Source organism: Saccharothrix sp. (assembly GCF_031180885.1).
In the GTDB taxonomy this organism is placed as follows: domain Bacteria; phylum Actinomycetota; class Actinomycetes; order Mycobacteriales; family Pseudonocardiaceae; genus Actinosynnema.
In genome coordinates, this window is sequence record NZ_JAPSLK010000086.1 from 1 (window position 1) to 22,429 (window position 22,429).

General features: G+C 70.9%; 24 protein-coding genes. 11 read left to right on the top strand and 13 right to left on the bottom strand.

Annotated features, from left to right (window positions below):
- Positions 1–248 precede the first annotated feature (248 nt).
- Genes RIN75_RS41650 through RIN75_RS41665 form a run of 4 tightly spaced genes read right to left on the bottom strand, consistent with a single transcriptional unit; the run spans position 249 to position 3,529 of the window.
- Positions 249–1,130, bottom strand: a complete 882-nt coding sequence (locus tag RIN75_RS41650) for an ABC transporter substrate-binding protein (protein ID WP_309117630.1) — start codon at positions 1,128–1,130, stop codon at positions 249–251.
- Positions 1,127–1,840 (bottom strand): ABC transporter permease, encoded by a 714-nt coding sequence (locus RIN75_RS41655; protein WP_309117650.1) that lies wholly within the window; start codon positions 1,838–1,840, stop codon positions 1,127–1,129. The genes RIN75_RS41650 and RIN75_RS41655 overlap by 4 nt, the downstream gene beginning before the upstream one ends.
- On the bottom strand, positions 1,837–2,439 hold the full coding sequence (locus RIN75_RS41660; protein WP_375296098.1) for an ABC transporter permease: 603 nt from the start codon (positions 2,437–2,439) through the stop codon (positions 1,837–1,839). The genes RIN75_RS41655 and RIN75_RS41660 overlap by 4 nt, the downstream gene beginning before the upstream one ends.
- Positions 2,440–2,488: 49 nt before the next feature.
- Complete coding sequence (locus RIN75_RS41665; RefSeq protein WP_309117632.1) at positions 2,489–3,529, bottom strand: ABC transporter ATP-binding protein; 1,041 nt, start codon at positions 3,527–3,529, stop codon at positions 2,489–2,491.
- Positions 3,530–3,653: 124 nt separating this feature from the next.
- On the opposite strand from RIN75_RS41665, the gene RIN75_RS41670 reads away from it, so the two are divergent.
- The 3 genes from RIN75_RS41670 to RIN75_RS41680 all read left to right on the top strand — a co-directional run bounded on the left by RIN75_RS41670 (position 3,654) and on the right by RIN75_RS41680 (position 6,445).
- On the top strand, positions 3,654–5,186 hold the full coding sequence (locus RIN75_RS41670) for a bis-aminopropyl spermidine synthase family protein (RefSeq protein ID WP_309117633.1): 1,533 nt from the start codon (positions 3,654–3,656) through the stop codon (positions 5,184–5,186).
- Between the two features lie 45 nt (positions 5,187–5,231).
- A complete protein-coding gene (locus RIN75_RS41675; protein ID WP_309117634.1) occupies positions 5,232–5,654 on the top strand; it encodes a hypothetical protein in 423 nt (140 codons plus the stop codon).
- A gap of 68 nt (positions 5,655–5,722) precedes the next feature.
- Positions 5,723–6,445 (top strand): hypothetical protein, encoded by a 723-nt coding sequence (locus tag RIN75_RS41680; RefSeq protein WP_309117635.1) that lies wholly within the window; start codon positions 5,723–5,725, stop codon positions 6,443–6,445.
- A 49-nt stretch (positions 6,446–6,494) separates the two neighbouring features.
- On the opposite strand, the gene RIN75_RS41685 is transcribed toward RIN75_RS41680, so the two are convergent.
- From RIN75_RS41685 to RIN75_RS41695, 3 genes are all read right to left on the bottom strand, one after another.
- Positions 6,495–7,760: a YbaB/EbfC family nucleoid-associated protein gene (locus RIN75_RS41685; RefSeq protein ID WP_309117636.1), complete on the bottom strand. Its 1,266-nt coding sequence runs from the start codon at positions 7,758–7,760 to the stop codon at positions 6,495–6,497.
- A gap of 53 nt (positions 7,761–7,813) precedes the next feature.
- Positions 7,814–10,993, bottom strand: coding sequence for an EAL domain-containing protein (locus RIN75_RS41690; RefSeq protein WP_309117637.1), 3,180 nt, complete (start codon positions 10,991–10,993; stop codon positions 7,814–7,816).
- A 226-nt stretch (positions 10,994–11,219) separates the two neighbouring features.
- Positions 11,220–12,380: a malic enzyme-like NAD(P)-binding protein gene (locus RIN75_RS41695; protein ID WP_309117651.1), complete on the bottom strand. Its 1,161-nt coding sequence runs from the start codon at positions 12,378–12,380 to the stop codon at positions 11,220–11,222.
- Between the two features lie 312 nt (positions 12,381–12,692).
- Here RIN75_RS41695 and RIN75_RS41700 point away from each other — a divergent pair, with 312 nt between their 5' ends.
- A complete protein-coding gene (locus RIN75_RS41700) occupies positions 12,693–13,286 on the top strand; it encodes a dTDP-4-dehydrorhamnose 3,5-epimerase family protein (protein WP_309117638.1) in 594 nt (197 codons plus the stop codon).
- Here the strand turns inward: RIN75_RS41700 and RIN75_RS41705 are convergent.
- Positions 13,283–13,597 carry a S24 family peptidase gene (locus RIN75_RS41705; protein ID WP_309117639.1) on the bottom strand — a complete coding sequence of 105 codons (315 nt, stop codon included), beginning with the start codon at positions 13,595–13,597 and terminating at the stop codon, positions 13,283–13,285. The genes RIN75_RS41700 and RIN75_RS41705 overlap by 4 nt on opposite strands.
- Positions 13,598–13,681: 84 nt before the next feature.
- On the opposite strand from RIN75_RS41705, the gene sodN reads away from it, so the two are divergent.
- The 4 genes from sodN to RIN75_RS41725 all read left to right on the top strand — a co-directional run bounded on the left by sodN (position 13,682) and on the right by RIN75_RS41725 (position 15,946).
- Positions 13,682–14,089, top strand: a complete 408-nt coding sequence (sodN, locus tag RIN75_RS41710) for a superoxide dismutase, Ni (RefSeq protein ID WP_211351631.1) — start codon at positions 13,682–13,684, stop codon at positions 14,087–14,089.
- Between the two features lie 257 nt (positions 14,090–14,346).
- Entirely contained in the window at positions 14,347–14,949 is a 603-nt protein-coding gene (locus tag RIN75_RS41715; RefSeq protein WP_309117640.1) for a histidine phosphatase family protein, read from the top strand.
- Entirely contained in the window at positions 14,942–15,430 is a 489-nt protein-coding gene (locus RIN75_RS41720) for a GNAT family N-acetyltransferase (protein WP_309117641.1), read from the top strand. The genes RIN75_RS41715 and RIN75_RS41720 overlap by 8 nt, the downstream gene beginning before the upstream one ends.
- A 150-nt stretch (positions 15,431–15,580) precedes the next feature.
- Positions 15,581–15,946, top strand: a complete 366-nt coding sequence (locus RIN75_RS41725) for a DUF5684 domain-containing protein (protein WP_309117642.1) — start codon at positions 15,581–15,583, stop codon at positions 15,944–15,946.
- 4 nt (positions 15,947–15,950) lie between these two features.
- Here the strand turns inward: RIN75_RS41725 and RIN75_RS41730 are convergent, their stop codons facing one another.
- The gene (locus RIN75_RS41730) at positions 15,951–16,469 is read right to left on the bottom strand and encodes a hypothetical protein (RefSeq protein ID WP_309117643.1); all 519 of its coding nucleotides are present in this window, start codon (positions 16,467–16,469) and stop codon (positions 15,951–15,953) included.
- 908 nt (positions 16,470–17,377) lie between these two features.
- On the opposite strand from RIN75_RS41730, the gene RIN75_RS41735 reads away from it, so the two are divergent.
- On the top strand, positions 17,378–17,815 hold the full coding sequence (locus tag RIN75_RS41735; protein ID WP_309117644.1) for a MarR family transcriptional regulator: 438 nt from the start codon (positions 17,378–17,380) through the stop codon (positions 17,813–17,815).
- Here the strand turns inward: RIN75_RS41735 and RIN75_RS41740 are convergent.
- The 4 genes from RIN75_RS41740 to RIN75_RS41755 form a co-directional block, all read right to left on the bottom strand.
- Positions 17,784–18,578, bottom strand: a complete 795-nt coding sequence (locus RIN75_RS41740; RefSeq protein WP_309117645.1) for an SAM-dependent methyltransferase — start codon at positions 18,576–18,578, stop codon at positions 17,784–17,786. The two genes, RIN75_RS41735 and RIN75_RS41740, sit on opposite strands and share 32 nt — an antisense overlap.
- Positions 18,579–18,783: 205 nt before the next feature.
- The gene (locus tag RIN75_RS41745) at positions 18,784–19,530 is read right to left on the bottom strand and encodes a trypsin-like serine protease (RefSeq protein ID WP_309117646.1); all 747 of its coding nucleotides are present in this window, start codon (positions 19,528–19,530) and stop codon (positions 18,784–18,786) included.
- Positions 19,531–19,664: 134 nt separating this feature from the next.
- On the bottom strand, positions 19,665–19,892 hold the full coding sequence (locus tag RIN75_RS41750; protein ID WP_309117647.1) for a hypothetical protein: 228 nt from the start codon (positions 19,890–19,892) through the stop codon (positions 19,665–19,667).
- 3 nt (positions 19,893–19,895) lie between these two features.
- Positions 19,896–20,294 (bottom strand): hypothetical protein, encoded by a 399-nt coding sequence (locus tag RIN75_RS41755; RefSeq protein WP_309117648.1) that lies wholly within the window; start codon positions 20,292–20,294, stop codon positions 19,896–19,898.
- A gap of 257 nt (positions 20,295–20,551) precedes the next feature.
- Between RIN75_RS41755 and RIN75_RS41760 the strand changes: the two genes are divergently transcribed.
- Both RIN75_RS41760 and RIN75_RS41765 read left to right on the top strand, forming a co-directional pair.
- Entirely contained in the window at positions 20,552–21,517 is a 966-nt protein-coding gene (locus RIN75_RS41760) for a diacylglycerol kinase family protein (protein WP_309117649.1), read from the top strand.
- Positions 21,518–21,760: 243 nt separating this feature from the next.
- Complete coding sequence (locus RIN75_RS41765; RefSeq protein ID WP_015104912.1) at positions 21,761–22,015, top strand: WhiB family transcriptional regulator; 255 nt, start codon at positions 21,761–21,763, stop codon at positions 22,013–22,015.
- Positions 22,016–22,429: the final 414 nt, after the last annotated feature.

Here is a 22,429-nt window from a genome sequence, read left to right on the forward strand (position 1 = left end):
TTCGTCCCCCGTACGGCCTGCCGGAGGCAACCACGCTTCGGTCCTTTCCGCAACCGGTAAAGCGTGGTTGCGGAAAGGACCGAAGCGTGGTTGGGCTGCGCCCAGGCCGTACGGGGGACGAACCGAGGCCCCGCTGTGGCTTGGCAAGCCCAGGGCAAAAGCAGCGCCTGCGGCGCAAAAGCAGCCGCTGCGCGGCAAAAGCGAAGGGCCGCCGGAGCGTGCCCCGGCGGCCCTTCGCTTGTCCGCCCCTACAGCTGGACGGTCTTCAGAAACTCCGCCGCCACGTTGGCGATGGTCTGCTTGTCCACGTCCACCTTCTTGACCAGCTCGGCCAGGTTCGCCGTGGTCAGCGCCTTCGAGACCTTGTTCAGCGCCTCCTTGCCCTTGGCGTCCACCGCGTCCGTGCGCAGCAGCGGGACGATGTTCTGGGCCGGGTACATGCTCTTCGGGTCGTCCAGCTCCACGAAGTCGTTCGCCTTGATGTCGGCCGACGTCGTGTACAGGTTCACCACCTGCGCGGTGCCGTTCTTCAGGGCGTCCACGGTCACCGGGCCGCCGGCGTCGGTGGTCTTGATTTCCTTGAAGCTGACGCCGTACAGGTCCTTGATCTTGGTCTGCCAGCGCTGCGCCCACTCGCCGGCCGCGCCCAGGACGTACTTGCCGTCGCCCAGGTCGGCGATCGACTTCACGCCCGACGCCGCCGTCTGCTTCGTCACCACCAGGACGTCCTTGTCCTCGGCGGCCGACTTCTCCAAGACCTCCAAGCCACTCGGCGCGGCCGACTTCAGGGCCGTGTACACCTCGTCCGACGACGTCTTGGTGTTGGTCTTGTCGAAGTAGTTCAGCAGGTTGCCGGTGTACTCCGGGACCACGCCCAACGACTTGTCCTGCAACGCCTTCACGACCAGTTCGCGGGCGCCGATGCCGGACTTCACGGTGACCTTCGCGCCGGTGGACTTGAGCGCCCCGGCGTAGATCTCGGCAAGGATCTTGTTCTCGGTGAAGTCGGCGGAACCGACCACGACCTCACCCGACGCCGACTGCTGGTTCGCCCCGCTCAGGTCGTCCTTCGACCCGCACGCGGAAACGGCGAACGCCGCCGCGACGATGACGGCCAACGTGCGCTTCATGCCGTGCTTCCTCCCACTTCGACCTGCCTCGTGCGGCGCCCCGGCTGGGCGGTCAGCCGCAAACCCCTTGGTACGACGAGCCTTCCCGCGAGTGCGAGGAGCACGTCCAGCAGCACGGCGAGCAGCGCGATGAGCACCGCGCCGCCGACGAACTGCCCGTAGTCCAGGACCCGCAGGCCGTCCAGCAGCGGACGGCCCAACGTCTCGATACCCACGTACGCCGCGACCGATGCCGTGGCGACGACCTGCAACGTCGCGTTGCGCAGCCCACCGACCAGCAACGGCAGCGCGTTGGGCAGTTCGACCTTCCACAACCGCTGCGACCCGGTCATCCCCATGCCGCGCGCGGCGTCCACGACACCGCGATCGACGTCCTGGATGCCCGCGTACGTCCCGGCCAAGATCGGCGGCACGGCCAGCACGATCAAGCCGATCAGCACACCGGTCTGCCCGCCGCCGGCGACCAGGTACAGGAACGTCACCAGCCCCAGGGTGGGCAGCGCCCGCAGCGCGTTGCTGCCGCCGACCAGCAGCAGCCCGCCGCGCCCGGTGTGCCCGACGAACAACCCCAGCGGCACGGCGATCGCGCTCGCACCGAGCACCGCGCCCAGGCAGTACAGCAGGTGCACGCCCACGCGCACCGGGATCGACTTGGTCCCGGTCCAGTTGGCCGGGTCGAACAGCCACGCGAACGCGTCGAGGAAGATCATGCCCGGCCCGCCCTCGCCCACGGGGTGAGCGCGTTGCGCAGCGCCACCAGCAGCAGGTCCACCACGAGCGCGAGCACCAGGGTCAGCACGATGCCGATGACGATCGGCGCGAGGTAGCGCTGGCGGAACCCGTCGGTGAACAGGGTGCCCAGCCCGCCGGTGCCGATCAGGGCGCCCACGCTGACCAGGCTGATGTTGCTGACCGACCCGACCCGCACGCCCGCTGCCAGCACCGGCACGGACAGCGGAAGTTCGACGGTCAGGAACCGGCGCCACGGCCGGAACCCCATCGCGGTCGCGGCGGCCGTGACGTGCGCGGGCACGGCGTCCAGCGCGTCGACCACGGGCCGCACAAGCAAAGCAGTGGTGTAGACGGTCAGCGCGAGCACCACGTTGAGCGGGTCCAGCACCTGGGTGCCGATCACCGCCGGGATGATCGCGAACAGCGCCAGCGACGGGATCGTGTAGACCACGTTGGACAGTCCGACCAGGAACCCGTTGACCCGCCGGTACCGGTGGCACACCAGCCCCAGCACGACCGCCAGCACGACCGCGAACACCAGTGGCAGCAACGACAGCACGACGTGGTCCAGCAGCATCGACAGCAGCGCGGCGCGGGTGCCCGCGTCGCCCAGGTAGTCGACGATCTCACCCACGGCGGCTCTCGATCACGTCGAGGATCTGCCGCGCGGTCACCACTCCCGCGTACCGGCCCTGCTCGTCGACGGCGACGCCCAGGCCCGAGGGCGAGGACAGCGCGGCGTCCAGCGCGCCCCGGATCGGCCCGCCCAAGCCGTACAGCGACCCGCCGGGCACCACCGAGCCGTCCGGCGCGGCCCAGCCCTGCGGGTGCCCGTCGGCGTCCACCACGAGCTGCCACTCGCCGGACGCGGCGGGTTCGGACACCGTCTCCACGGTCCCGATCGCCACCCCAGAAGCGTCCACAAAGGACAGACTGCGGTAACCGCGGTCCTTGCCCACGAAGGAGGCCACGAAGTCGTCCGCCGGCCGCGCGAGGAGTTCGGCGGGTGGCGCGTACTGGGCGAGGATGCCGCCCTCGCGGAACACGGCCACCTTCTCGCCGATGCGCACGGCCTCGTCGATGTCGTGCGTCACGAACACGATCGTCTTGTCCAGTTCGGCCTGCAACCGCAGCAGCTCGTCCTGCAAACCCTCGCGCACCACCGGGTCCACCGCGCTGAACGGCTCGTCCATCAGCAGCACGGGCGGGTCCGCGGCCAGCGCCCGCGCCACGCCGACGCGCTGCTGCTGGCCGCCGGAGAGCTGCACCGGGTAGCGCTTGCCCAGTTCGGCGGGCAGGCCCACCAGTTCGAGCAGTTCGGCCGCGCGCGAGCGGGCCTTCGCCTTGGACCAGCCGGACAGCAGCGGCACGGTGGCCACGTTGTCCAGGACGGTGCGGTGCGGGAACAGGCCGGCCTGCTGGATGACGTACCCGATGCCGCGCCGCAGCATGGGCGGGTCCACGGACAGGACGTCCTCCCCGTCCACCAGCACGGTGCCGGAGGTGGGGTCGATCATGCGGTTGACCATGCGCAGCGAGGTGGTCTTGCCGCAGCCGGACGGGCCGACGAACACCGTGATCGTGCCCGCCTCGACCGCGAGGGAAAGGCCGTCCACCGCGATCGTCCCGTCGTCGAACCGCTTGGTCACGTCGCGGAACTCGATCACACCGGTGTCCTCCCCGACGAAGCCGGTCGGCGCGCCGCCTCTCGGCCGCCGGAGAACAAACCCTAGCCCGTTCGACGGACCGCGGCACGGCGTTTCAGCATCCGGTCAGTAGGCTGCTCCGGTTGTGGCAACCGAACTGGTCCGTGCTCTGCTCGACGCCCGCGGCGTGCATTCCCGCAAGCTGCGGCGCGTGCTGACCCTGCTGGGTGACGACTGGCACACCCTCGCCGATTTGGTTCGGGTGCCCGCAGTGCCCCGCCGGACCGTGCAGGAGCTGCTCAAGGCGCTCGACGTCGACCTGGAGACCAGCGGCGACCGGTTCCGCATCGCACCGTCCCGGGTGGCGCAGTACGCGGACCTGATGGCGGGCGCCGACCCGGGCGACCCGGTGGACGCCCTGGTGTCCCGCAACACCGCGCACCTGCGGTCCCTGCTGGCCGACATCGCCGACGTGCCGCCGCCCCTGTCCGCGCTGGACCACGTGCAGGCGACCGCGGAGACGGCGCTCAAGCGCGCGCTGTGGCTGGACGCGCAGTACGACCTGGCCGGCCGGTCCCTGGTGTGCCTGGGCGACCACGACCTGACCTCGCTCGCGGTGACCGCGGTCAACCCGGACGTCGAGGTGACCGTGGTGGACGTGGACGACCGGCTGCTGGAGTACGTCGAGGCGCGCTCGGATGGTCGGGTGCGGACGCTGCACGCGGACTTCCGGTTCGGGCTGCCGCCGGCTGTCGTGGAGTCGGCGGACCTGGTGTTCAGCGACCCGCCGTACACGCCGGAGGGCATGGCGCTGTTCGCCGGGCGCGCGGTGGAGTGCCTGGCCGACCCGGGGTCGGGGCGGGTGCTGCTGGCCTACGGGTTCAGCGACCGGACGCCGGTGCTGGGGTTGAAGGTGCAGCAGGAGCTGCAGAAGCTCGGGCTGGTGTTCGAGGCGATCCTGCCCGCGTTCCACCGGTTCGACGGGGCGCAGGCCATCGGCAGCGCGGCGGACCTGTACGTGTGCCGGCCGACCGCGCGCCGGTCGGTGTCGCCGGGCAAGGTGGGCATCTACACCCACGGGCCGCAGTCGGTGGAGGCGTCCGGGCCGAGTGCCGAGGCGTTGGCGGCGTTGGTGGACCTGGCCCCGCGCCCCGAGTCGTCGCCGCCACCCCGTCCGCGGCAGCCGGGGTGGGCCGAGCCGGTCGGGAAGGGCGCGGCGTCGCTGGCCGTGGACCTGACCGCCGACCCGGGGCCGTGGCTGCTGCGGACCCTGCTGGCTTGCTCACCGGGCCGGATGGCCGCGCTGGTGGCCAACAACCACCCGAACGTCTCGTCGGCGGCGGGGCAGGCGGAGCTGACGTCGTTGGTGGACACCAGGTTCGCGCTCCGGTTCCTGCGGTCCACTCCGGACGGCAAGCACTGCGTGGTCGTCGCGGACCAGGTCCTGGCGGGCACGTTGGACGCGGGCGGGCTGGCCGTGCGGGAGGTCCTGATGCGGGCGCACGGCAAACTGGGCAACGTGTGGCGCGAGGCGTTGACGACCGTGCTGCGGATCACCAAGCGCGAGGCTCGCGACCGCATCGCCGACCACCCGGACCTGGAACACCGCCTCATCGACCTCCCCCGCCACCGCATCGCCGCCCTGCTCCCGCTCATCCGAGCTTCCGCCGCCGACTGATGTGGAGTTCGTGCCCGACTGATCGGACGTGGGTAGCGTGATCACGTGGCGACCCGACTCGCCCTACCAGGCAGCACCCCGGCCGTCGCAGCCGGCTCGGCGTTCATCCCGATCGCCCTCTACACGCTGGTCGCACTGATCCTCCCGCGCGACCACCCGCTGGACACCGACACGGCGGCCGGCACGTTGCCGGGTGTGCACGTGCTGTCCGACCTCGGTCTCGACCCGGGGAACGCGGGTCTGGTCTCGATGGCGGTCGGGTTCGCCGTGCTGGCGTTGGCGGTCGTGCCGGCGTGCCGGGTGCGTGCGGTGCGCTGGCCCTTGGCGGTCGTCGGCGGCGTTTGCGCGGCTTGCTACGCGTATGCGGCGGTGACCGCTCCTGGTGCCGCCGTTGTGGCGTGTCTGCTGCTGTGGCTGGTGCCGGCGGTGTACGCCGTGACTCCCGCGGTGGGGCGCGCGGCAAGGTAGATCACGCGAAATCCCCTCGCTTTCGACGCGCCGCCGGTAACTTTCGGGGCGGAAGTGGAGGGCGGCACATGAACCCGAACCAAGGCTGGCCACAGCAGCCACACCCCGGCGCACCGCAGCAATATCAGGGCCAACCCCCGCTGGGCGGCGCGTACCCCCAGCAGTACCCCGGCCAACCCGCCTCCGGCCCGTTCCCAGGCCACTCCGGCTCCGGCCCGTTCCCGGGTCAACCCGGTCCTCTCCCGGGTCAGCCGAGCCCGTACCCCGGCATGCCGCCGCAGTACCCGGGCCACCCCGGCCCACCGCGCAAACCCGGCACCGCCGCGGCCGTCGTAACCGGCCTGCTGTTCCTGCCGATCGTGATCTACACCTACATCGCGGCCATCCTGAGCTGGGAGGGCAAGCCGCCGTCGATCCACATCGGCACCTCGGTGCTGGGCGGCGCGGTCTCCGGGTACATCACCCGCAACATCGACTTCGCGATCACCATCTCGATGATCATCGCGTCGGTGGTCCTGGTGCTCGCCCTGGTGCAGGTGTTCCGCGTGCCGGGCGTCCGCTGGGGCCTGGTGGCCCTGGGCGCGGTGTGCACGATCTACTACGTCTACGCGATCATCCGCTTCCTGTCGATCGGCGGCCCGAGCGAGTTCGTGATCATGCCTTTGGTCTGCGTGCTCCTGTGGCTGGTCCCCACCATCGTCGCGGCCCTCCCGGCAGTGGGCCGGGCGAGCCGCCGAAGCGGCCCGCCCCAGCCCGGTCCAGCCCCACCACCCCCCGCTCAATGGCGCTGACGCCTCCGCACCGCCAACAAGACCACCAGCAGCACGTACACCATGCAGATCAACACCAACCCGGCGAAACCCAGGCTGCGGCCGGTGGACACCTGATCAGAACCCGATCAGGAACAGGATGATCAGCAGCCAGTCCGGCAACGTGGAGTCGTACAGGAACGCGCCTTGTCGGTGACCTTCTCCCACGTGTTGCCGGCGTTGCGGTAGCCGGTGCCGAACTGCTGGAACCCCTCCTTGGCCTTGGCGCCCGCGTCCGCGAGCGACGGCCGGGTGTTGCCCCAGTCCTCCATCCGCTTCGCCGCGTCGTCCAAGCCCTGGAACCGGGTGCCGCCGGGGCGTCCGCCGCCCGCGCGACGCCACCCGCGCCGCCCGCGCCCCGGCCGCCCTTGCCGAACCGGGCCAGGCCCTTGAGCACGTCGCCGACCTTCGCGAACAGCCCCTTCAGCCGACCGGCGATCCGCATCACCAGACGCATGAGCTTCGCGAGCTGCTTGGTGATCTTGCCCAGCAGCACCGCCGCCCGGCCCACGGTCCACGCGGCGAACGCGGCCGGCGAGCTGCCGAAGCTCACCCACGAGGACGCCGGCGCGATCACCGCGTTGCGGATGACCTCCCAGATGAACATGGCGATCAGGTCGCGGATCATGCCGCGCACGGCCGCCGTGATCGTGCCCGCGGTGGTGACTTCCTTGGCGACCGAGATGCACGTCGCGCTCATCGCCTTGGTCTCGGCTGCGAGCCGGCCCTGGCTGGCGCGGAACCGGTCCGCCGCACCCTGTTCCCAGCCGCTGACCTGGGACGCCACCGCCTTCTGCTGGTCCTGCGCGATGGTGTCCAGGGCCAAGGCGGCCTGGTTCCAGGTCGACACGGCGGTCTTGATGTTGTCGCTGTTGCCGGCGAGCCGGTCCAGCGGTTCGCGCAGGAAGCTGATGTGCTCGATGAGCCACCCGATGCCCGCCGTGGCCAAGGTGCCGAGCGGGTCGATCATCGCGCTCAGGCCGTCGAGGGCCAATGCGCCGAGGTTCATGCCGAACTCGGCGACGTCGCCCTCGCCCAACCGGGCCGCGACCTGGTCGGCGGCCTGCGCCTGGGCGCGGCGGACGGTGGTCATCACCACCTGGCCGAGCTGGACGTGCGAGAAGTCGCCCACCCGGGGCGAGAACTCGACGTGCCGCAACGCCCCGTTCGGCGCGACCGTGACGGTCACGGCCCCGTCCGGCGAGCGCAGGGTCGCCGAGGTCTGCTGGATCTGCCGCTGCACCTCCTCCGACTGGCGCGCCAAGGCGTTCGCCCGCGCTTCCAAGTCGGCGATCATCCGTTCCGGTGCCACAAGCCCCCTTGTCCGGTACGGCAGGGGAGTATGTCGGATCAGCCGGCGCGGGGGATGTGCAATGGACCAAGTGCCAGCACAGCGCGGAATTCCTTCGGCGGCACCGGACGGGAGAACAGCCAACCCTGGTACGCGTCCACGCCCACACCGCGCAGCACGTGGAACTGGGTCGCGGTCTCCACGCCCTCGGCCACGCACTTGCGGCCCATCGCCCGCGCCATGTCCACGACCGCACGCGCCACCGCGAAGTCCGACGAGTCGTTGCCCACCCCGGACACGAACCGCCGGTCCACCTTGATGATCTGCGCCGGCAGGTCCTTCAAGCGCGCCAACGACGAGTACCCGGTGCCGAAGTCGTCCACCGCGAACCGGATGCCGCGCCCGACCAGCTCGTCCATCGACTGCCGCACCCGCGACGGCAGGTCCACCAGAGCGGTCTCCACCAGCTCCAGCACGACCCGGTCCCACGGGATGCCGGCCTCGGCGATCGCGTTCGCCACGATGTCCACGAACTCCGGGTCGCCGGGCACCAGACCGGCCAGGTTCACCGCCACCGACACCGGCTGGTCACCGGGCGTCGGCCAGGTCGCGGCCTCCTTCAACGCCGTCCGCAGCACCCACCTGTCCAGCTCGCGCAGCAAGTCACCCTGCTCGGCGACGGGCAGGAAGATGTCCGGCGGCAACAGCCCGCGGTCCGGGTGCGGCCACCGCACCAACGCCTCCGCGGTCTGCACCGAGCCATCCACACCCACGACGGGCTGGAAGTGCAGCGCCAAACCGTCGTGCGCCAACGCGTCCCGCAGCTGGCCTTCCAGGTGCACCTGCCGGTCGGCGGAGGCGATCAACGCCGCCGACGCCAGCGACACCCGGCCCGCGCCGGACCGCTTCGCCTCGAACATCGCCGCGTCGGCGAACCGCAGCAGGTCGTTCCCGGTGGCCCGCGACCCGTTCGGGACGGCCGCGCCTATGGACGCCGACACCCGCACCAGCTGCCCGTGCACCGGGACCGCCGTGCGCAGCAGACCCGCGACCTTGGTGGCCAGCGCGTCCACACCGCCGACCTTGTCGATGTTCTCGCAGATGATCACGTACTCGTCGCCGGACAACCGGGCCGCCGTGCAGCCCTCCGGCAGACCGCCCTCCAGCCGCCGCGCCAACGCCACCAGCAGCTCGTCGCCCGCGTCGTGGCCCAGGGAGTCGTTGACCCGCTTGAAGTTGTCGATGTCGCAGAACAGCACCGCGACCCGGGACCGGTTCTCCGAGTCCAGCAGGGTCGTCAGCATCTCCTTGACCAGCGCCCGGTTCGGCAGCCCGGTCAGCTCGTCGTGCGTGGCCTGGTGGCGCAGGGCCTCGGCGGTGCGGCGGCGCTCGGTGATGTCCTGGAAGACCGTCAGCCAGAACCGGCGGCCGTCGTCCTGCACGGACAGCGCGATGTGCAGCTCGCAGTAGACCCGCTCGCCGTCCGGCCGCACCAGGATGCGCTGCGGGATCTTGTGCACCCGGTCCGCGCCCATCGCGGTCATCCGGCTCACCGAGTGCAGCCGGTTCTCCTGGTCGTCGGGGTGGGTCATCTGCGCCGCGGTCATGCCGCGCAGTTGCTCCAGGTCGATGCCGAGCAGGTCGCACAGGGCGTCGTTGGCGTCCACCAGCCGCTCGGCCTCGTCGAACAGGCCGATGCCGACCGGGGTGAGCTGGACCAGGTCGGCGAAGCGCTGGCTGGAGCGTTTCATCCGGGTCTCGGCGGCGCGCTGCTCGGTGATGTCCTGGGCGGTGCCCACGGCCAGCGGCCGGCCGTCTGGGCCCTTCACCACCACGCCGTGGCTGCGGAACACGCGGACCTTGCCGTCGCGCCGCACGATCCGGTGCTCGCACTGCACCGGGACCTCGTCGGTCGCGAGCTGCTGCCACAGCTCGTCCACCCAGCCCCGGTCGTCGGGGTGCACGAGGTCCAGGTAGGTCTGGTAGCGGGTGTGCTCGTCGCGCGGCACGCCGAACAGGTCGGCCAGCATGTCCGACCACACCACGTCGCCGGTCTGCAGATTCCACTCCCACACGCCCAGCTGGGCGGCGCGCTGCGCGTCGGCGAGGCGGCGGCGGTCGTCGCGCAGCTGGCGTTCGAGGGCGCGGGCCTCGGTGACGTCCTGGATTGTGCCGTGCACGCGGACGATCCGGCCGGACTCGAACTCGGCCCGCGCGCGGCAGATGTAGACGCGGTCGCCGAACTCGCTGCGCACCTCGGCCTCGAACGGCGTCTCGTCCTTGGCGTGCAGCAGCTCGCGGCGCAGCGACTCCAGCTCCGCCCGGTCCTCGGGGTGCACGCCGCACAGCAGGTCGTCGTCGGGCGCGATGCCCAGGTCCGCGTACATCTCCAGCAGCACTTCGCTGCGGTGCACGGCCTTGGTCGGCATCTCGTAGCTCCAGCTGCCGATGCGCGCGATGCGCTGCGCCTCCAGCAGCCGGCCCCGCTCGGTCTCCAGCGCGCGGTCGGTGTTGAGCTGCGAGGTGATGTCGCGGATGTAGCCGGTGATGAACTGGGTCCGGCCGTCGGCTCTGAGCTTGGCCTCGGCGACGCCTCTGATCCAGCGCAGGTCGCCGTCGGGCCGGACGATCCGGTAGACGATGTCGATCGGGTTGCCGTCCAGCTCGCGGTTGGCCCAGTAGCCCGCGACCATGTCGTAGTCGTCGGGGTGCACGACGTCCAGCACGGCCTGCGCGCCCGGTGTGACCTCGCCCGGCTTGAGCCCGAGCATCTCGTAGTGCGACTCCGACCAGACGGTGACGCCGGTGGTCGGGTCGTACTCCCACGACCCGATCTGGGCGACCCGCTGCACCGTGCGCAGCCGCCGCTGTTCGTCGCGCAGCTCGTCGGCGGCCTTGGCCAGGTCGGACACGTCGACCAGCAGCACCGCGTGCAGGCCGGTGCCGGGCACGGCGCTGCGCACCACGCGGACCGGCAGCAGACCGCCGTCGGACTGGCTCAGCCGCAGGTCCGGGGCGTCGCCGACGAGCAGTTCGCCTAACGACCGGCCGACCAGCTCGTCCGCGGAACCGGCCTTCGCCAGGCGCGCGACGGCGTCGTTGGCGCGCATGACGACGCCCTTGGGGTCGACCAGCAGCGAGGGACCCTCGGCCAGCGGGACGCCGTCGAGCGCGACCGGTGGCGCGGGGCGCGCGGTATCGACCAGCACGACCGGAGCGCGTCCAACCCGCTTGGGCACGGTCCCACCTTCCCGTGACTACGGCAGGGATGAACCGGCCCGGACCGCACCCGAATACGGCGTCCCCCTCCACGGGCAATATTCACCCGAGGAGAGGGACGGTATCGCTTCGGAGCGTCATCGCCCACCCCTCTTCGGGCTAACGAAACAACCCGAAGGCGGTTTCGCTGGTCCGTTGAGCCGAACGGGCGGATGCGGCCGGAGGTCTCCCAACTCCGACTGGGGGTCAGGCTACTCCGTCCTGCCGAGCTGCCAAGGCCACGGCCGCCGCGACTTCGGGTCCGACCCGCGGGTCCAGGGCGCTGGGCACGATCCGGTCGACCGCGAGGTCGTCCGAGGCGACCGCCGCGATGGCGTCGGCGGCGGCCAGCTTCATGCCCTCGGTGATCCGCTTCGCGCCCGCGTCCAGGGCGCCGCGGAAGATGCCGGGGAACGCGAGGACGTTGTTGATCTGGTTGGGGAAGTCGCTGCGCCCGGTGGCGACGACGGCCGCGTGCCGCCCGGCGACGTCCGGGTGGACCTCCGGGTCGGGGTTGGACAGCGCGAACACGATCGAGTCGCCGGACATGCTCGCGATCAGCTCCTCCTCGACCTTCGAGGACGAGACGCCGACGAACACGTCCGCGCCGCGCAGCGCCTCCGCGATGCCGCCGCGCAGGCCAGAGCCGTTGGTGACCGCGGCCAGCTCCTCCTTGACCGGGTTCAGCCCTTCGCGCCCGGCGTGCACGATGCCGCGCGAGTCGACCACGGTGACCTCGCCGATGCCCGCCGCGAGCAGGATCTTCGCGCAGGCCACGCCCGCCGCGCCCGCGCCCGAGATGACCACGCGCTGGTTGCGGACGTCCTTGTCCAGGACGGTGTTGGCGCCCCGCAGGGCGGCCAGCACCACGACGGCCGTGCCGTGCTGGTCGTCGTGCATGACCGGGACGTCCAGGGCCTCGATCAGCCGCTGCTCCAGCTCGAAGCAGCGCGGGGCGGCGACGTCCTCCAGGTTCACCGCGCCGAACGAGGGGCGCAGCCGGACCAGCGTCTCCACGATCTCGTCCACGTCCGTGGTGTCCAGCACCAGGGGGATCGAGTCGAGGCCGCCGAAGGTCTTGAACAGCGCCGCCTTGCCCTCCATGACCGGCAGCGACGCGCTCGCGCCGATGTCGCCCAGGCCGAGGACCGCGGTGCCGTCGCTGACCACGGCCACCAGGCGGTGCGCCCAGGTGTACTTGGCGGCCAGCGAGGCGTCGTCGGCGATCGCGCGGCTGACGCGGGCCACGCCCGGCGTGTAGGCGATGGACAGGGCGCGCGGGTCGGCGAGCGAGGCGGTCACGTCCACGCCCAGCTTGCCGCCCTCGTGGGCCCGGAAGATCTCTTCGTCGGTCAGGTGCGTGGTCATCGGCTGGTCGTTCAATGCGGTCACGGGAGTCCCTCCTGCGGTGCGCGAGATCCTTCGGCGCACCGGGACCGGCGTTGTCACGCGGGTCTTCGGGGCCTGTCTGCGAGCCGGACCGCGCGGTCTGCACGGCGGCCCTGAGCGGGCGGTGCGGGCAACTATGACAGCGCCGGCCGATCGTGTCTGCGGCGGGGATCACAGTTTTTCCGCAGGTCAGAGGGCATACAGAAGGACGTACGTCCGGTTTTCTGCACCGACCGGTCGGTTTTCCCAGGCAGGATCGGTCAAGAGCACCGATCTCCTAGGGTGAGCGCCATGCAGGCACGTGAGCTGAAAATTCCAGGCGCTTTCGAGTTCACCCCATCGGTGTTCCCGGACGACCGCGGACTGTTCGTCGCCCCGTTCCAGGAGACCGCCTTCGTGGCCGCCGTCGGCCACCCGCTGCGGGTCGCGCAGACCAACCACAGCGAGTCGCGGCGCGGGGTGATCCGCGGGGTGCACTACGCCGACGTGCCGCCCGGCCAGGCGAAGTACCTGCACTGCCCGCGGGGGCGGCTGCTGGACGTGGTCGTGGACATCCGGGTCGGATCGCCCACGTTCGGCCAGTGGGACGCGGTCGAGCTGTCGCCCGAGCGGTTCAACTCGGTGTACCTGCCCGAGGGCCTGGGCCACGCCCTGATGGCGCTGGAGGACGGGACGGTCACGTCGTACCTGTGCACCGAGGGCTTCAACCCCCGCGCCGAACGCGGCCTGCACCCGCTGTCCCTCGACCTCCCGTGGCCCGCGGAGATCGAGCCGGTCCTGTCCCCGAAGGACGCCACCGCGCCCACCCTCGACGAGGCCCTCGCCGCCGGCCTGCTGCCTTCGTACGCCGAGTGCACCGCCTGGTACGCGAAACTGCGCTCCTAGCGGAGCCTGCGCGGGCGCGGCCAGACCCGGAACCGGATCACCCCGAGCACCTCGGCCGCGCCCAACGTGCGCGAGTCCGTAGACGCGAACGGGTTGTCCCCTTCGACGTGCCAGCCGTCCCCGTCGCGCCGGATCGCCCGCTTCACCGACAGCTGTCCGGGCCGCGCCGGCCACCTGACCAGCACAAGATCGTTCTCCCGGACCGGTCGGGACGCTTCGAGGGTGACCACGTCCCCCGTCCGCAGGGTCGGGACCATCGACGGCCCGGTCACCCGCACCAGCGGCAACGGCCTGGGTTCCGCGCGTGCCAACGATCACCTCCACCTGCCCGGGCCGAGGCCCCGGAGTAGGGTTCGGCACGTCGGAGCATCCACTGTCAGGGAGGAACAATGCGACTGCTGTCGCGCATTCTCCGCCGCCCGCTACTGGAGGCCACCGCGCACTGCGACCTCCCGTGCGGTGTCTACGACCCGGCGCAGGCCCGGATCGAGGCGGAGTCGATCAAGGCGGTCCAGGAGAAGTACCAGGCCAACGAGGACCCCGAGTTCCGCGAGCGCGCCATCCTGATCAAGGAGCAGCGCAGCGAGCTGGTCAAGCACCACCTGTGGGTGCTGTGGACCGACTACTTCAAGCCGCCGCACTTCGAGAAGTACCCCGAGCTGCACGACCTCTTCAACCGCGCCACCAAGGCCGCGGGCGCCGCCGGCACCAAGGGCTCGATGGACCCGGCGAAGGGCCAGGAGCTGCTCGACCTGATCGCCCAGATCGACAAGATCTTCTGGGAGACGAAGGCCGCGGCCTGACCGCTGAGCGTGACGAACGGCGCCGACCGGGGGCTTCCGGGTCGGCGCCGTTCCCTTTTGAGGATCACCGGCGCCCCATCCCGCCACGTGCACCGCAATGCGACCGCCGATCCACCGTCGTCGACAAGGTCACCCACCGTCGGCCCCACCGGGCAGCCAGCCGAGCGGTGATGGCGTCGACGTTCACGGGGAGTTGTTCATCACGGCGGAGCGGTCGCGGGCAACCCGGTTCGCCGGGCGACACTACGATCGGCCGGGTGAGTTCCCACGTGTACCTGTTGCGCCACGGTCAGACCGAGTGGTCCGAGAGTGGGCGGCACACCGGGCGTACCGACGTTCCCCTCACCGCCGAAGGCGAGCAGCAGGCGCGGCGGGCCGGGGCGGTGTTGGCGCGGTTGCGGGGGACGGACCTGCCGCCGGCGCTCGTGTTGTCCAGTCCGCGGGAGCGGGCGTGGCGGACGGCGGAACTGGCCGGGCTCGACGCCGGGCGCACGGAGGAACTCGCCGAGTGGCACTACGGCGACTACGAGGGGCTCACCACGCCGCAGATCCGGGAGACCGTCCCCGGCTGGACGGTCTGGTCGCACCCCATCCCCGGCGGCGAGAGCCACGGCGACGTCCAGAAGCGCGCGATCGGGGTGCTGGAGCGCGCCAAGCGGGCGCTGCCGGGCGGGGACGTCGTGCTCATCGGGCACGGGCACTTCAGCCGCGTCCTCATCGCGACCTGGCTGAACCTGCCGCCCAGCGAAGGCGTCCACTTCGGACTGGACCCGGCCGGACTGACCGTGCTGGGTGACGAACGCGGCGACCCGCAGGTCCGCCGGCTCAACGTGCCCGCCTGGGAGGTCGACGGTGATTGACACCCGCATCCGCCGCGCCCGCCCCGAGGACGTGCCCGCCATGGTCGCGCTCGCCGAGGAGCTGGCCGAGTACGAACGCGCCCGCCACGAGTGCCGGCTGACCGGTGAACAGCTCCACACCGCGCTGTTCCGGGACAACCCCGCGCTGTTCGGGCACGTGGCCGAAGTGGACGGTCGCGTGGTCGGGATGGCGTTGTGGTTCCTGAACTTCTCCACCTGGCGCGGCACGCACGGCATCTACCTGGAGGACCTGTACGTCCAGCCGGGACAGCGCGGCAGCGGGCTGGGCAAGGCGCTGCTCCAGGCGCTGGCGCAGGAGTGCGTCGCCAACGGCTACCAGCGCCTGGAGTGGTCCGTCCTGGACTGGAACGCGCCCGCGATCGGCTTCTACAAGTCGCTCGACGCGATCCCGATGGACGAGTGGACGGTGTTCCGGCTGACCGACCAGGCCCTCGCTGACCTCGGGAAAGTCGACGACTGATCTCGAAAGGCTCACGAAACGGCGAACATCGATCGGTTTCCCGCACGGACTTGACGCGCCCTTGACATCGTCCCGCGCCGTGACCGACTGCGGACCCCCGACGTGGGCGAGTGTCGCCCTCCCCGCGGTCGTCCGGAAGGAAGTTCGACCGTGAACCAGACCGACGCCTCCCTGGGTGTTGTCCCGATCATCATCAGCCTGGCCATCGCGGTGCTCATCATCGCGGCGATGTGGAAGGTGTTCGCCAAGGCCGGCCAGCCCGGCTGGGCCGCGATCATCCCGATCTACAACATCTACGTGCTGCTGAAGGTCGCGGGCCGCCCGGGCTGGTGGCTGATCCTGATGCTGATCCCGCTGGTGAACCTGATCATCTCGATCATCGTGTCGCTGGACGTCGCCAAGTCGTTCGGCAAGAGCGGCGCCTTCGGCTTCTTCGGCCTGTGGCTGTTCGGCATCATCGGCTACCCGATCCTGGGCTTCGGCAGCGCCCGCTACCAGGGCCCCGCGGCGGCCTGACCCGTCAGCGCCGGACCTCCCGCACCCCCGATCCGCGGGAGGTCTGGCGCGCCAGGCCGACCCACCAGATGAACGTCAACGCGATCACCGTCGGGTTCTTCACGAACAGCAGGGCGGCCAGGTAGCCCTGACGGGCTTCGACCGGCAGCAGCCCGCCGACAACGCTCTCCAGCACGACGTCGAACAGCAGGAACGCGGCCGAGAGAAGCACGCCCTGCCAAACGAGGCTGACCCAGTGCGCCGTGGCGAATTCCCAGGCTCGGGGCCAACTCAGACGCACGTCACGCAGCCCCAACCACGCGACCACCGCGACGAGCCCGACCCTCGACAACGCGACGAGCACTTCGGACGGGCCGGAGAGAACGTCGGGCAGCCACCCGTTCACTGCCAGAAGGCGTTGGACTGACCCGATGAGGGAGAGCCCGACGACGAGCGACAGGTGCGCCAGGTAGAACCGCCACACCCAAACCGGCACCTCCCACGCCACCCGCAACTCACTGACCAACCGACCCCCAGTCCTCACCTCGCCACCCACTCCCGCCTCGCCCCCACTTCCCACTTCCACCATCGACCCTCCACCTCTCCTCCCGCTCCCACTCCTGCCTCCTCCGCCCTCGCCCCACCCATCCCAACCTCCACCTCACCGACCGCCACTCCTGCCACTCCGACCCCAGCACCCACTCCCCGCTCCCACTACTTCCCCCACTCCCGCTCCCACTACTTCCCCCGCTCCAGGCGCGGCCCCATCGCCACCTACTGCGGACGCGACGCTCATCGCCACTCCCGCCTCTCCGGGCGCGGCCCTGTCGCCTCTTCCGCCGCTCCGGACGCGGCCCCGTCGCCTCTGTCGGCACCTCCGATGCGGCCCCCGTCTCCCTCCCGCCACTCCTGGTGCGGTGCCCGGCGCTGCCACAGCCGCCAGTGCGCCCGCCGCGACACCCATCGCTGCCACCCCACAACCGCCATCGCGCCACCGCCGCCGCACCCGCCGCATGAGCCTGACCTCGGCTGCCACCAGGTCCACCGCCACCGCGCCTCCTCACACCGCCTCGACCGGCACCGCGCCCACCGCAGCCGCCGCCACCACGTCCACGGCCACCACGTCCACCGCCTATGCCCGCACTGCGCCCACTCCCGCACCGCGCCCACTACATCCGCCACGCCACCGCAGCCGCAGCCGCAGCGGCAGCCGACAGGTCCGCCGACGGCTCAACTACCGGGACGTTCGCCCTCGCGGCTTCCGCCGCCGCCCCCGTCGCCGCCATGTCCCCCCTTCCGCGCCACCTCGGCGCCCCTTTTCGCGCCACTCGCCGCGCCCACTGCCCACTGCCGCCCCTCGCCTCCGCTCGTGTGCCCGCGCGCCAGACCCTTCAGACGTCTGAAATTTTTACTTCAGCATACTGAAATATTCCGCCGGGTAAAGTGAGAGGTATGAGTGACCTGGGTCGGGAGCTGAGCACTGCTGTTGTCGCGTTCCACGAAGCCGTCGGCGCGCGTCTCGGCGTGTCGGCGGTCGACCAGCGGGCCCTGGCGCTCCTCGGCAAGCACGGCCCCATGCCCGCCGGCGAGTTGGCCAAGCGGATCAACCTCACACCTGGCGCGGTCACGGGTGTGGTGGATCGGCTTGAGGATGCGGGGCTCGCGCGGCGGGATCCGGATCCGCAGGATCGGCGCAAGGTGCTCGTCCGCGCCGTGGACGGGGTGTTCGGGGACGTGTTCAGCGAACTGAGTGCCGCGATGGCGAAGGTGACCGCCCGCTACACGCCCGAGGAACAGCAAGTCATCGGGGACTGGGTGGTGCGCACGATCGACGTCCTCAAGGAGCAGACCAACAAGCTCAGCGCCGGACGCCGACCGCCCCGTAGCTGACCGTCTCCGCACCCGTCGCCGCCGGGCCGTCCTCGCGCCACCGGGTCGCCAGCACCAAACCCGGCTCCAACAGCTCGAACCCGGCCAGCAACGGCTCGATCTCCGCCTTCGACCGGGCCATGATCGGGGTCATCGTCTCGGCCGCCACGGCGACCAGCTTCTCCACCATCTCCGGCTGCACGTCCGCGGTCAGGTGGCTGACCACCAGGTAGCTGCCCGGCGCCATCGCGGCCCGGTACCGGGAGATGACGTCGGCGGGGCGCTCCTCGTCCGACAGGTACGGCAGGATCGCGACCATCAGCACGGCGATCGGCTCGGACAGGTCCAGCAACGACCGCGCCTCGGGCGAACCCAGCACCGCCTCCGGATCACGCAGGTCCGCCTCCGCCATGGCGACGTTGGGGTTGTCGCGCAGCATCGTGCGGCCGTGGGCGGCGGTGACGGGGTCGTTGTCGACGTAGACCACGCGGCACGTCGGGTCGACCTGCTGGGCGACCTCGTGGACGTTGCCCGCGGTGGGGATGCCCGAGCCCAGGTCGAGGAACTGGCGGATGCCCGCCGCCACGCACACGCGCACGGCCCGACGCAGGAAGGCTCGCGTGTGCTGGACCATCTCGGCGGTCGGGATGACCTTCATGGACTGCTCGGCGAACTCGCGGTCGACCGCGAAGTTGTGCGCGCCGCCGAGGTAGTAGTCGTACAGCCTGGCCACGTTGGGGCGCTCGGCGTCATGCGCCGACACCCTTCTCGGGGGGTTCTGCACCGCACACCTCACCCTGCCTGCTGCCGGAGCGCGTGGAAGCCCGCCGAACCGTATCCGGCTACTCCGTTCGTGTCCATCCGCAAAATGCGAACACGCAGGGTGATTGTGACTGGTGAACCCGTGGAAATCCAAACCCGGTGGTGCCCCGGCCGAGGGGGCGATGCAGGGGAAGGGGGTCAACCCCCTCGGCCGGAGAGCCGTTTCGTCACACGCCGGCGTAGGAGCGGATCCAGTCGCGGTAGCGGGTGACAGCGGTGTAGTTCGAGCGGGTGGAGCGGTCGCTCGTGGAGGCGACGCCGACCTGGTAGTAGCGGCCGTCGACGGGGCTGGTGGCGAACATCGGGCCGCCCGAGTCGCCGCCCGCCGCGATGCCGTCGATGCGGGTCACCGAGATCGCGATGCCGCCGCGGTAGTCGCGGCCGTTGACCGAGGTGACGCGGGTGTTGGCGTACTTGAGGTAGCGGGACTGGCAGTTGATCTCGGGCTGGTTGGTGCAGGTCGCGCCCCAGCCGTAGAGCTGGACGGTCTGGCCGACCTGGACCGCCGTGGTGGTGCCCAGCGGGGCGTAGGTGGCCGAGACGGACCGGTCGAGCTGCGCGAGGGCGATGTCGGCCGACGGGTGCTGGATGATCCGGGTGGCGGTGGCCATGGTGCCGCCGGAGGTCTGGTCCAGGCTGCCGATGCGGAAGGTGTAGGTGCCGGAACTGGCCACGCAGTGCTGGGCGGTCAGGACCCACTGCGGCGCGATGATCGTGGCCGAGCAGTTCTGCTGGCCGTTGCGGAACAGGCGGGCCGCCCAGGGGGCGTTGTTGGCGTAGCCGCCGCCGATGATGTACGGCTGGACGTCGGACTCCTGGGCCTGTGCGGCGGGGGCCAGGGTCGTCAGGGCGAGGGCGGAGAGCAGCGCGGCAGCCGCTCCGACCACCGCGGACAGGGCGCGGTTCAGTCGCATGGATTCGTCACCTCAACGAACGCAGGGAGTGGTGATATCACCACCCACAGCGTCACTCGTTCGAGTGACGGGGAACACCCGCCGTTCGTTGGCGAACGGCCAGCCGATGGTCGGGGGCCGAACGGCCCCGTCCGTCAGCCGAAACGCCCGGACAGAGCCGCCTCGACCCGATCGCGCACGTCCCAGTCCTCGGCTTCGGCGAGGATCCAGTCCCGCACCGCCCCCGGCACGGCCACCCCGTCCCGCACCAGGCACGCCACCAGGTCGTCCAACGCGCCTTCCTGCTCACCGATCGACACGGCGTCCAACACCCGCTCGGCATCCGCCGCCGGCAGCAACCCCACGACTTCGACCCAGTCCACGCCTCAGGCCTCGTCCTCGTCGAGCCCCAACGCCCACCGCCGCACCGGGTTGGTGAACAGCAGCACCAGCACCACCACGACGTACAGCCCCAGCAACGCGCCCCACAGCTGCTGCCCCGACGGCCCGTACATGTACCAGGCGACGCCCAACAGGAGCAGTTGCACGACGATCGACGGCGTCCGCGCCCAGTGCCGGCCCAGCACCAGCCCGAGCCCCGCCGCCAGCACGGCCGCGCCCAGCACCGCGAAGTACGCGGCCTCGCCGAGCACGTTCTCGGTCTTCGCCGCGTCGAACGCCCGCAGCACCAACGCCACCGCGAAGCCGACCGCGGCGAGGCCCTGGAGCGCGGTCAGCACGCCTGCGCCGCGCACCTCGCGCGGGACCTGCTTTTCCTTCGTCACGCTGGGCCTTTCCTCACCGTGCGTACTCGTCACGCATCGTAGGCCACCCGGTTGGCGAGTCCCGTTCCGCCGCTGTACGAGCGAAGATCGAAGCAGCTCTTTCGGCAAGCCGGCGGTCGGGCCGGGGTGCACTTGTCGGTGGGCAGCCGCAGGAGGATCGCGGGAAAGGAGATGTAGGCCACTTCCGTGCGCTCAGAACACTCCTCTCGGGTGACGCGCGATCTGTCCCAGGTCACGCGCTGTCCTACTCTGCACTAGTGCGCGCACTACTGGTGGTCAACCCGCAGGCGACGGCGACTACGCCTGCCGGCCGGGACGTGCTGGCGCACGCACTGGCCAGCGATGTGAAGCTCGACATCGTCGAGACGACCTACCGCGGGCACGCGGCGGACGCCGCGGCGCAGGCCGTGCTGGACGGCTACGACCTGGTCGTGGCGCACGGCGGCGACGGCACCGTCAACGAGGTCGTCAACGGTCTGCTGCGCGACGGCGTCAAGAACGCCGCCGTGCGCCCCGGCCTGCCGATGCTGGGCGTGGTCCCTGGTGGTTCGGCCAACGTCTTCGCGGGCGCCCTCGGCCTGCCCCGCGACCCCGTCGAGGCCACCTACCGCCTCCTCCAGGCCATCGAGCACGGCACCAGCCGCAAGGTCGGCCTCGGCCACGTCTCCTCCGCCCAGTCCGGCGCGGACAACCCGCACGACCGCTGGTTCACCTTCAACGCGGGCGTGGGCTGGGACGCCGACGTCGTCGCCGCCGTCGAGGCGCAACGCGCCAAGGGCCGCGAGGCCTCGCCCGCCCTCTACGTGCGCGCCGCGTTCGCCAGCTACGTGTCCCAGCGCCGCCGCCCGGCGAACCTCACCGTCCGCATCCCCGACGAGGCCCCGGTGGAGAACGTCCGCCTCGCGTTCGTCTCCAACACCGACCCGTGGACCTACCTCGGCGACAAGGCGATCCGGCTCAACCCGAGCACGTCGTTCGACGGCGGTCTGGGTGTCTTCGCGCTGCACAGCATGGGCCTGCCGACGATCGCGCGCTACGTGACGCATCTTCTGGCCACGGACGGGAACCCCAAGGGCGGGAACCTGCTGCGCCGGGACGACGTTGAGTTCGTCCGGGTGACGAGTCGCGTCCCGGTCAACCTCCAGGTCGACGGGGACCTGCTCGGCCTCTGCACCGAGGTGGAGTTCACGTCGGTGCCGAAGGCGCTCACGGTTGCCGTGTGACCACTGCTGTGTGACCGTGGTGTAACCGGGCCGCTACCCATCCGCGATGTCGTGGCCTGCTGGGACACCGAAGAGTGAAACGCTGGATGAACTCAGTCGATCTTTCGGGTGAGTTCGGCCACCGGGTCAGTGCTAACCCCTTGACATCCGGGCCGTTCGTGAAAGCATTCACAAGCACCCCAAAAACCGACCGCTGACGACCGGCGCGCCCTGACGCGCGCGCCTAGCTGAGGAGTAGTTCCAATGGACTGGCGCCACCGCGCGATCTGCCGCGACGAGGACCCCGAACTGTTCTTCCCCGTGGGGAACAGCGGTCCTGCGTTGCTCCAGATCGCCGAGGCGAAGACCGTCTGCCGCCGTTGCCCTGTCGTCTCCGACTGCCTCGCGTGGGCGCTGGAGAGCGGCCAGGACGCCGGCGTGTGGGGCGGGATGAGCGAAGACGAGCGCCGCGCCCTCAAGCGCCGCAACGCCCGGACCCGGGCCCGCAGCAACGCCTGAGCGCCCAGCGCGCAAGCTGCTTGTAAGAAAGAGCCCGACACCGTGCCAGGTGTCGGGCTCTTTCGTTGTGTTGCACACCCTCCCGCATGACCACGTGACTCCGCTGAGGTAGGTCGTCACGTGTGCACGGCCCCAAGTCTAACGCCGCCCTTACAGCCTCCCCGGCGGGGTACACACCAACACCGAGCCGCCAACGGAGTGAAGCGCCTCCGCCACCCACCGACGCGACCCAGCCGCCCACCAACTGGATCCGCGCGAAGCGGGGGTTGCTTTTGCGCCGCAGGCGCTCCCCTATGGGCTATCAGCCACAGGAAGGGCCTCGGTTCGTCCCCCGTACGGCCTGGGCGCAGCCCAACCGCGCTTCGCCCTTCTTGGCAACCAGCTTTACCGGTTGCCAAGAAGGGCGAAGCGCGG

Excerpts from the sequence above, each read along its gene's own strand:
- RIN75_RS41650 (WP_309117630.1), bottom strand. The coding sequence starts at position 1,130 with ATGAAGCGCACGTTGGCCGTCATCGTCGCGGCGGCGTTCGCCGTTTCC.
- RIN75_RS41655 (WP_309117650.1), bottom strand. The coding sequence starts at position 1,840 with ATGATCTTCCTCGACGCGTTCGCGTGGCTGTTCGACCCGGCCAACTGG.
- RIN75_RS41660 (WP_375296098.1), bottom strand. The coding sequence starts at position 2,439 with ATGCTGCTGGACCACGTCGTGCTGTCGTTGCTGCCACTGGTGTTCGCG.
- RIN75_RS41680 (WP_309117635.1), top strand. The coding sequence starts at position 5,723 with ATGAACCCGAACCAAGGCTGGCCACAGCAGCCACACCCCGGCGCACCG.
- RIN75_RS41685 (WP_309117636.1), bottom strand. The coding sequence starts at position 7,760 with ATGATCGCCGACTTGGAAGCGCGGGCGAACGCCTTGGCGCGCCAGTCG.
- RIN75_RS41695 (WP_309117651.1), bottom strand. The coding sequence starts at position 12,380 with ATGACCACGCACCTGACCGACGAAGAGATCTTCCGGGCCCACGAGGGC.
- RIN75_RS41700 (WP_309117638.1), top strand. The coding sequence starts at position 12,693 with ATGCAGGCACGTGAGCTGAAAATTCCAGGCGCTTTCGAGTTCACCCCA.
- RIN75_RS41735 (WP_309117644.1), top strand. The coding sequence starts at position 17,378 with ATGAGTGACCTGGGTCGGGAGCTGAGCACTGCTGTTGTCGCGTTCCAC.
- RIN75_RS41745 (WP_309117646.1), bottom strand. The coding sequence starts at position 19,530 with ATGCGACTGAACCGCGCCCTGTCCGCGGTGGTCGGAGCGGCTGCCGCG.
- RIN75_RS41765 (WP_015104912.1), top strand. The coding sequence starts at position 21,761 with ATGGACTGGCGCCACCGCGCGATCTGCCGCGACGAGGACCCCGAACTG.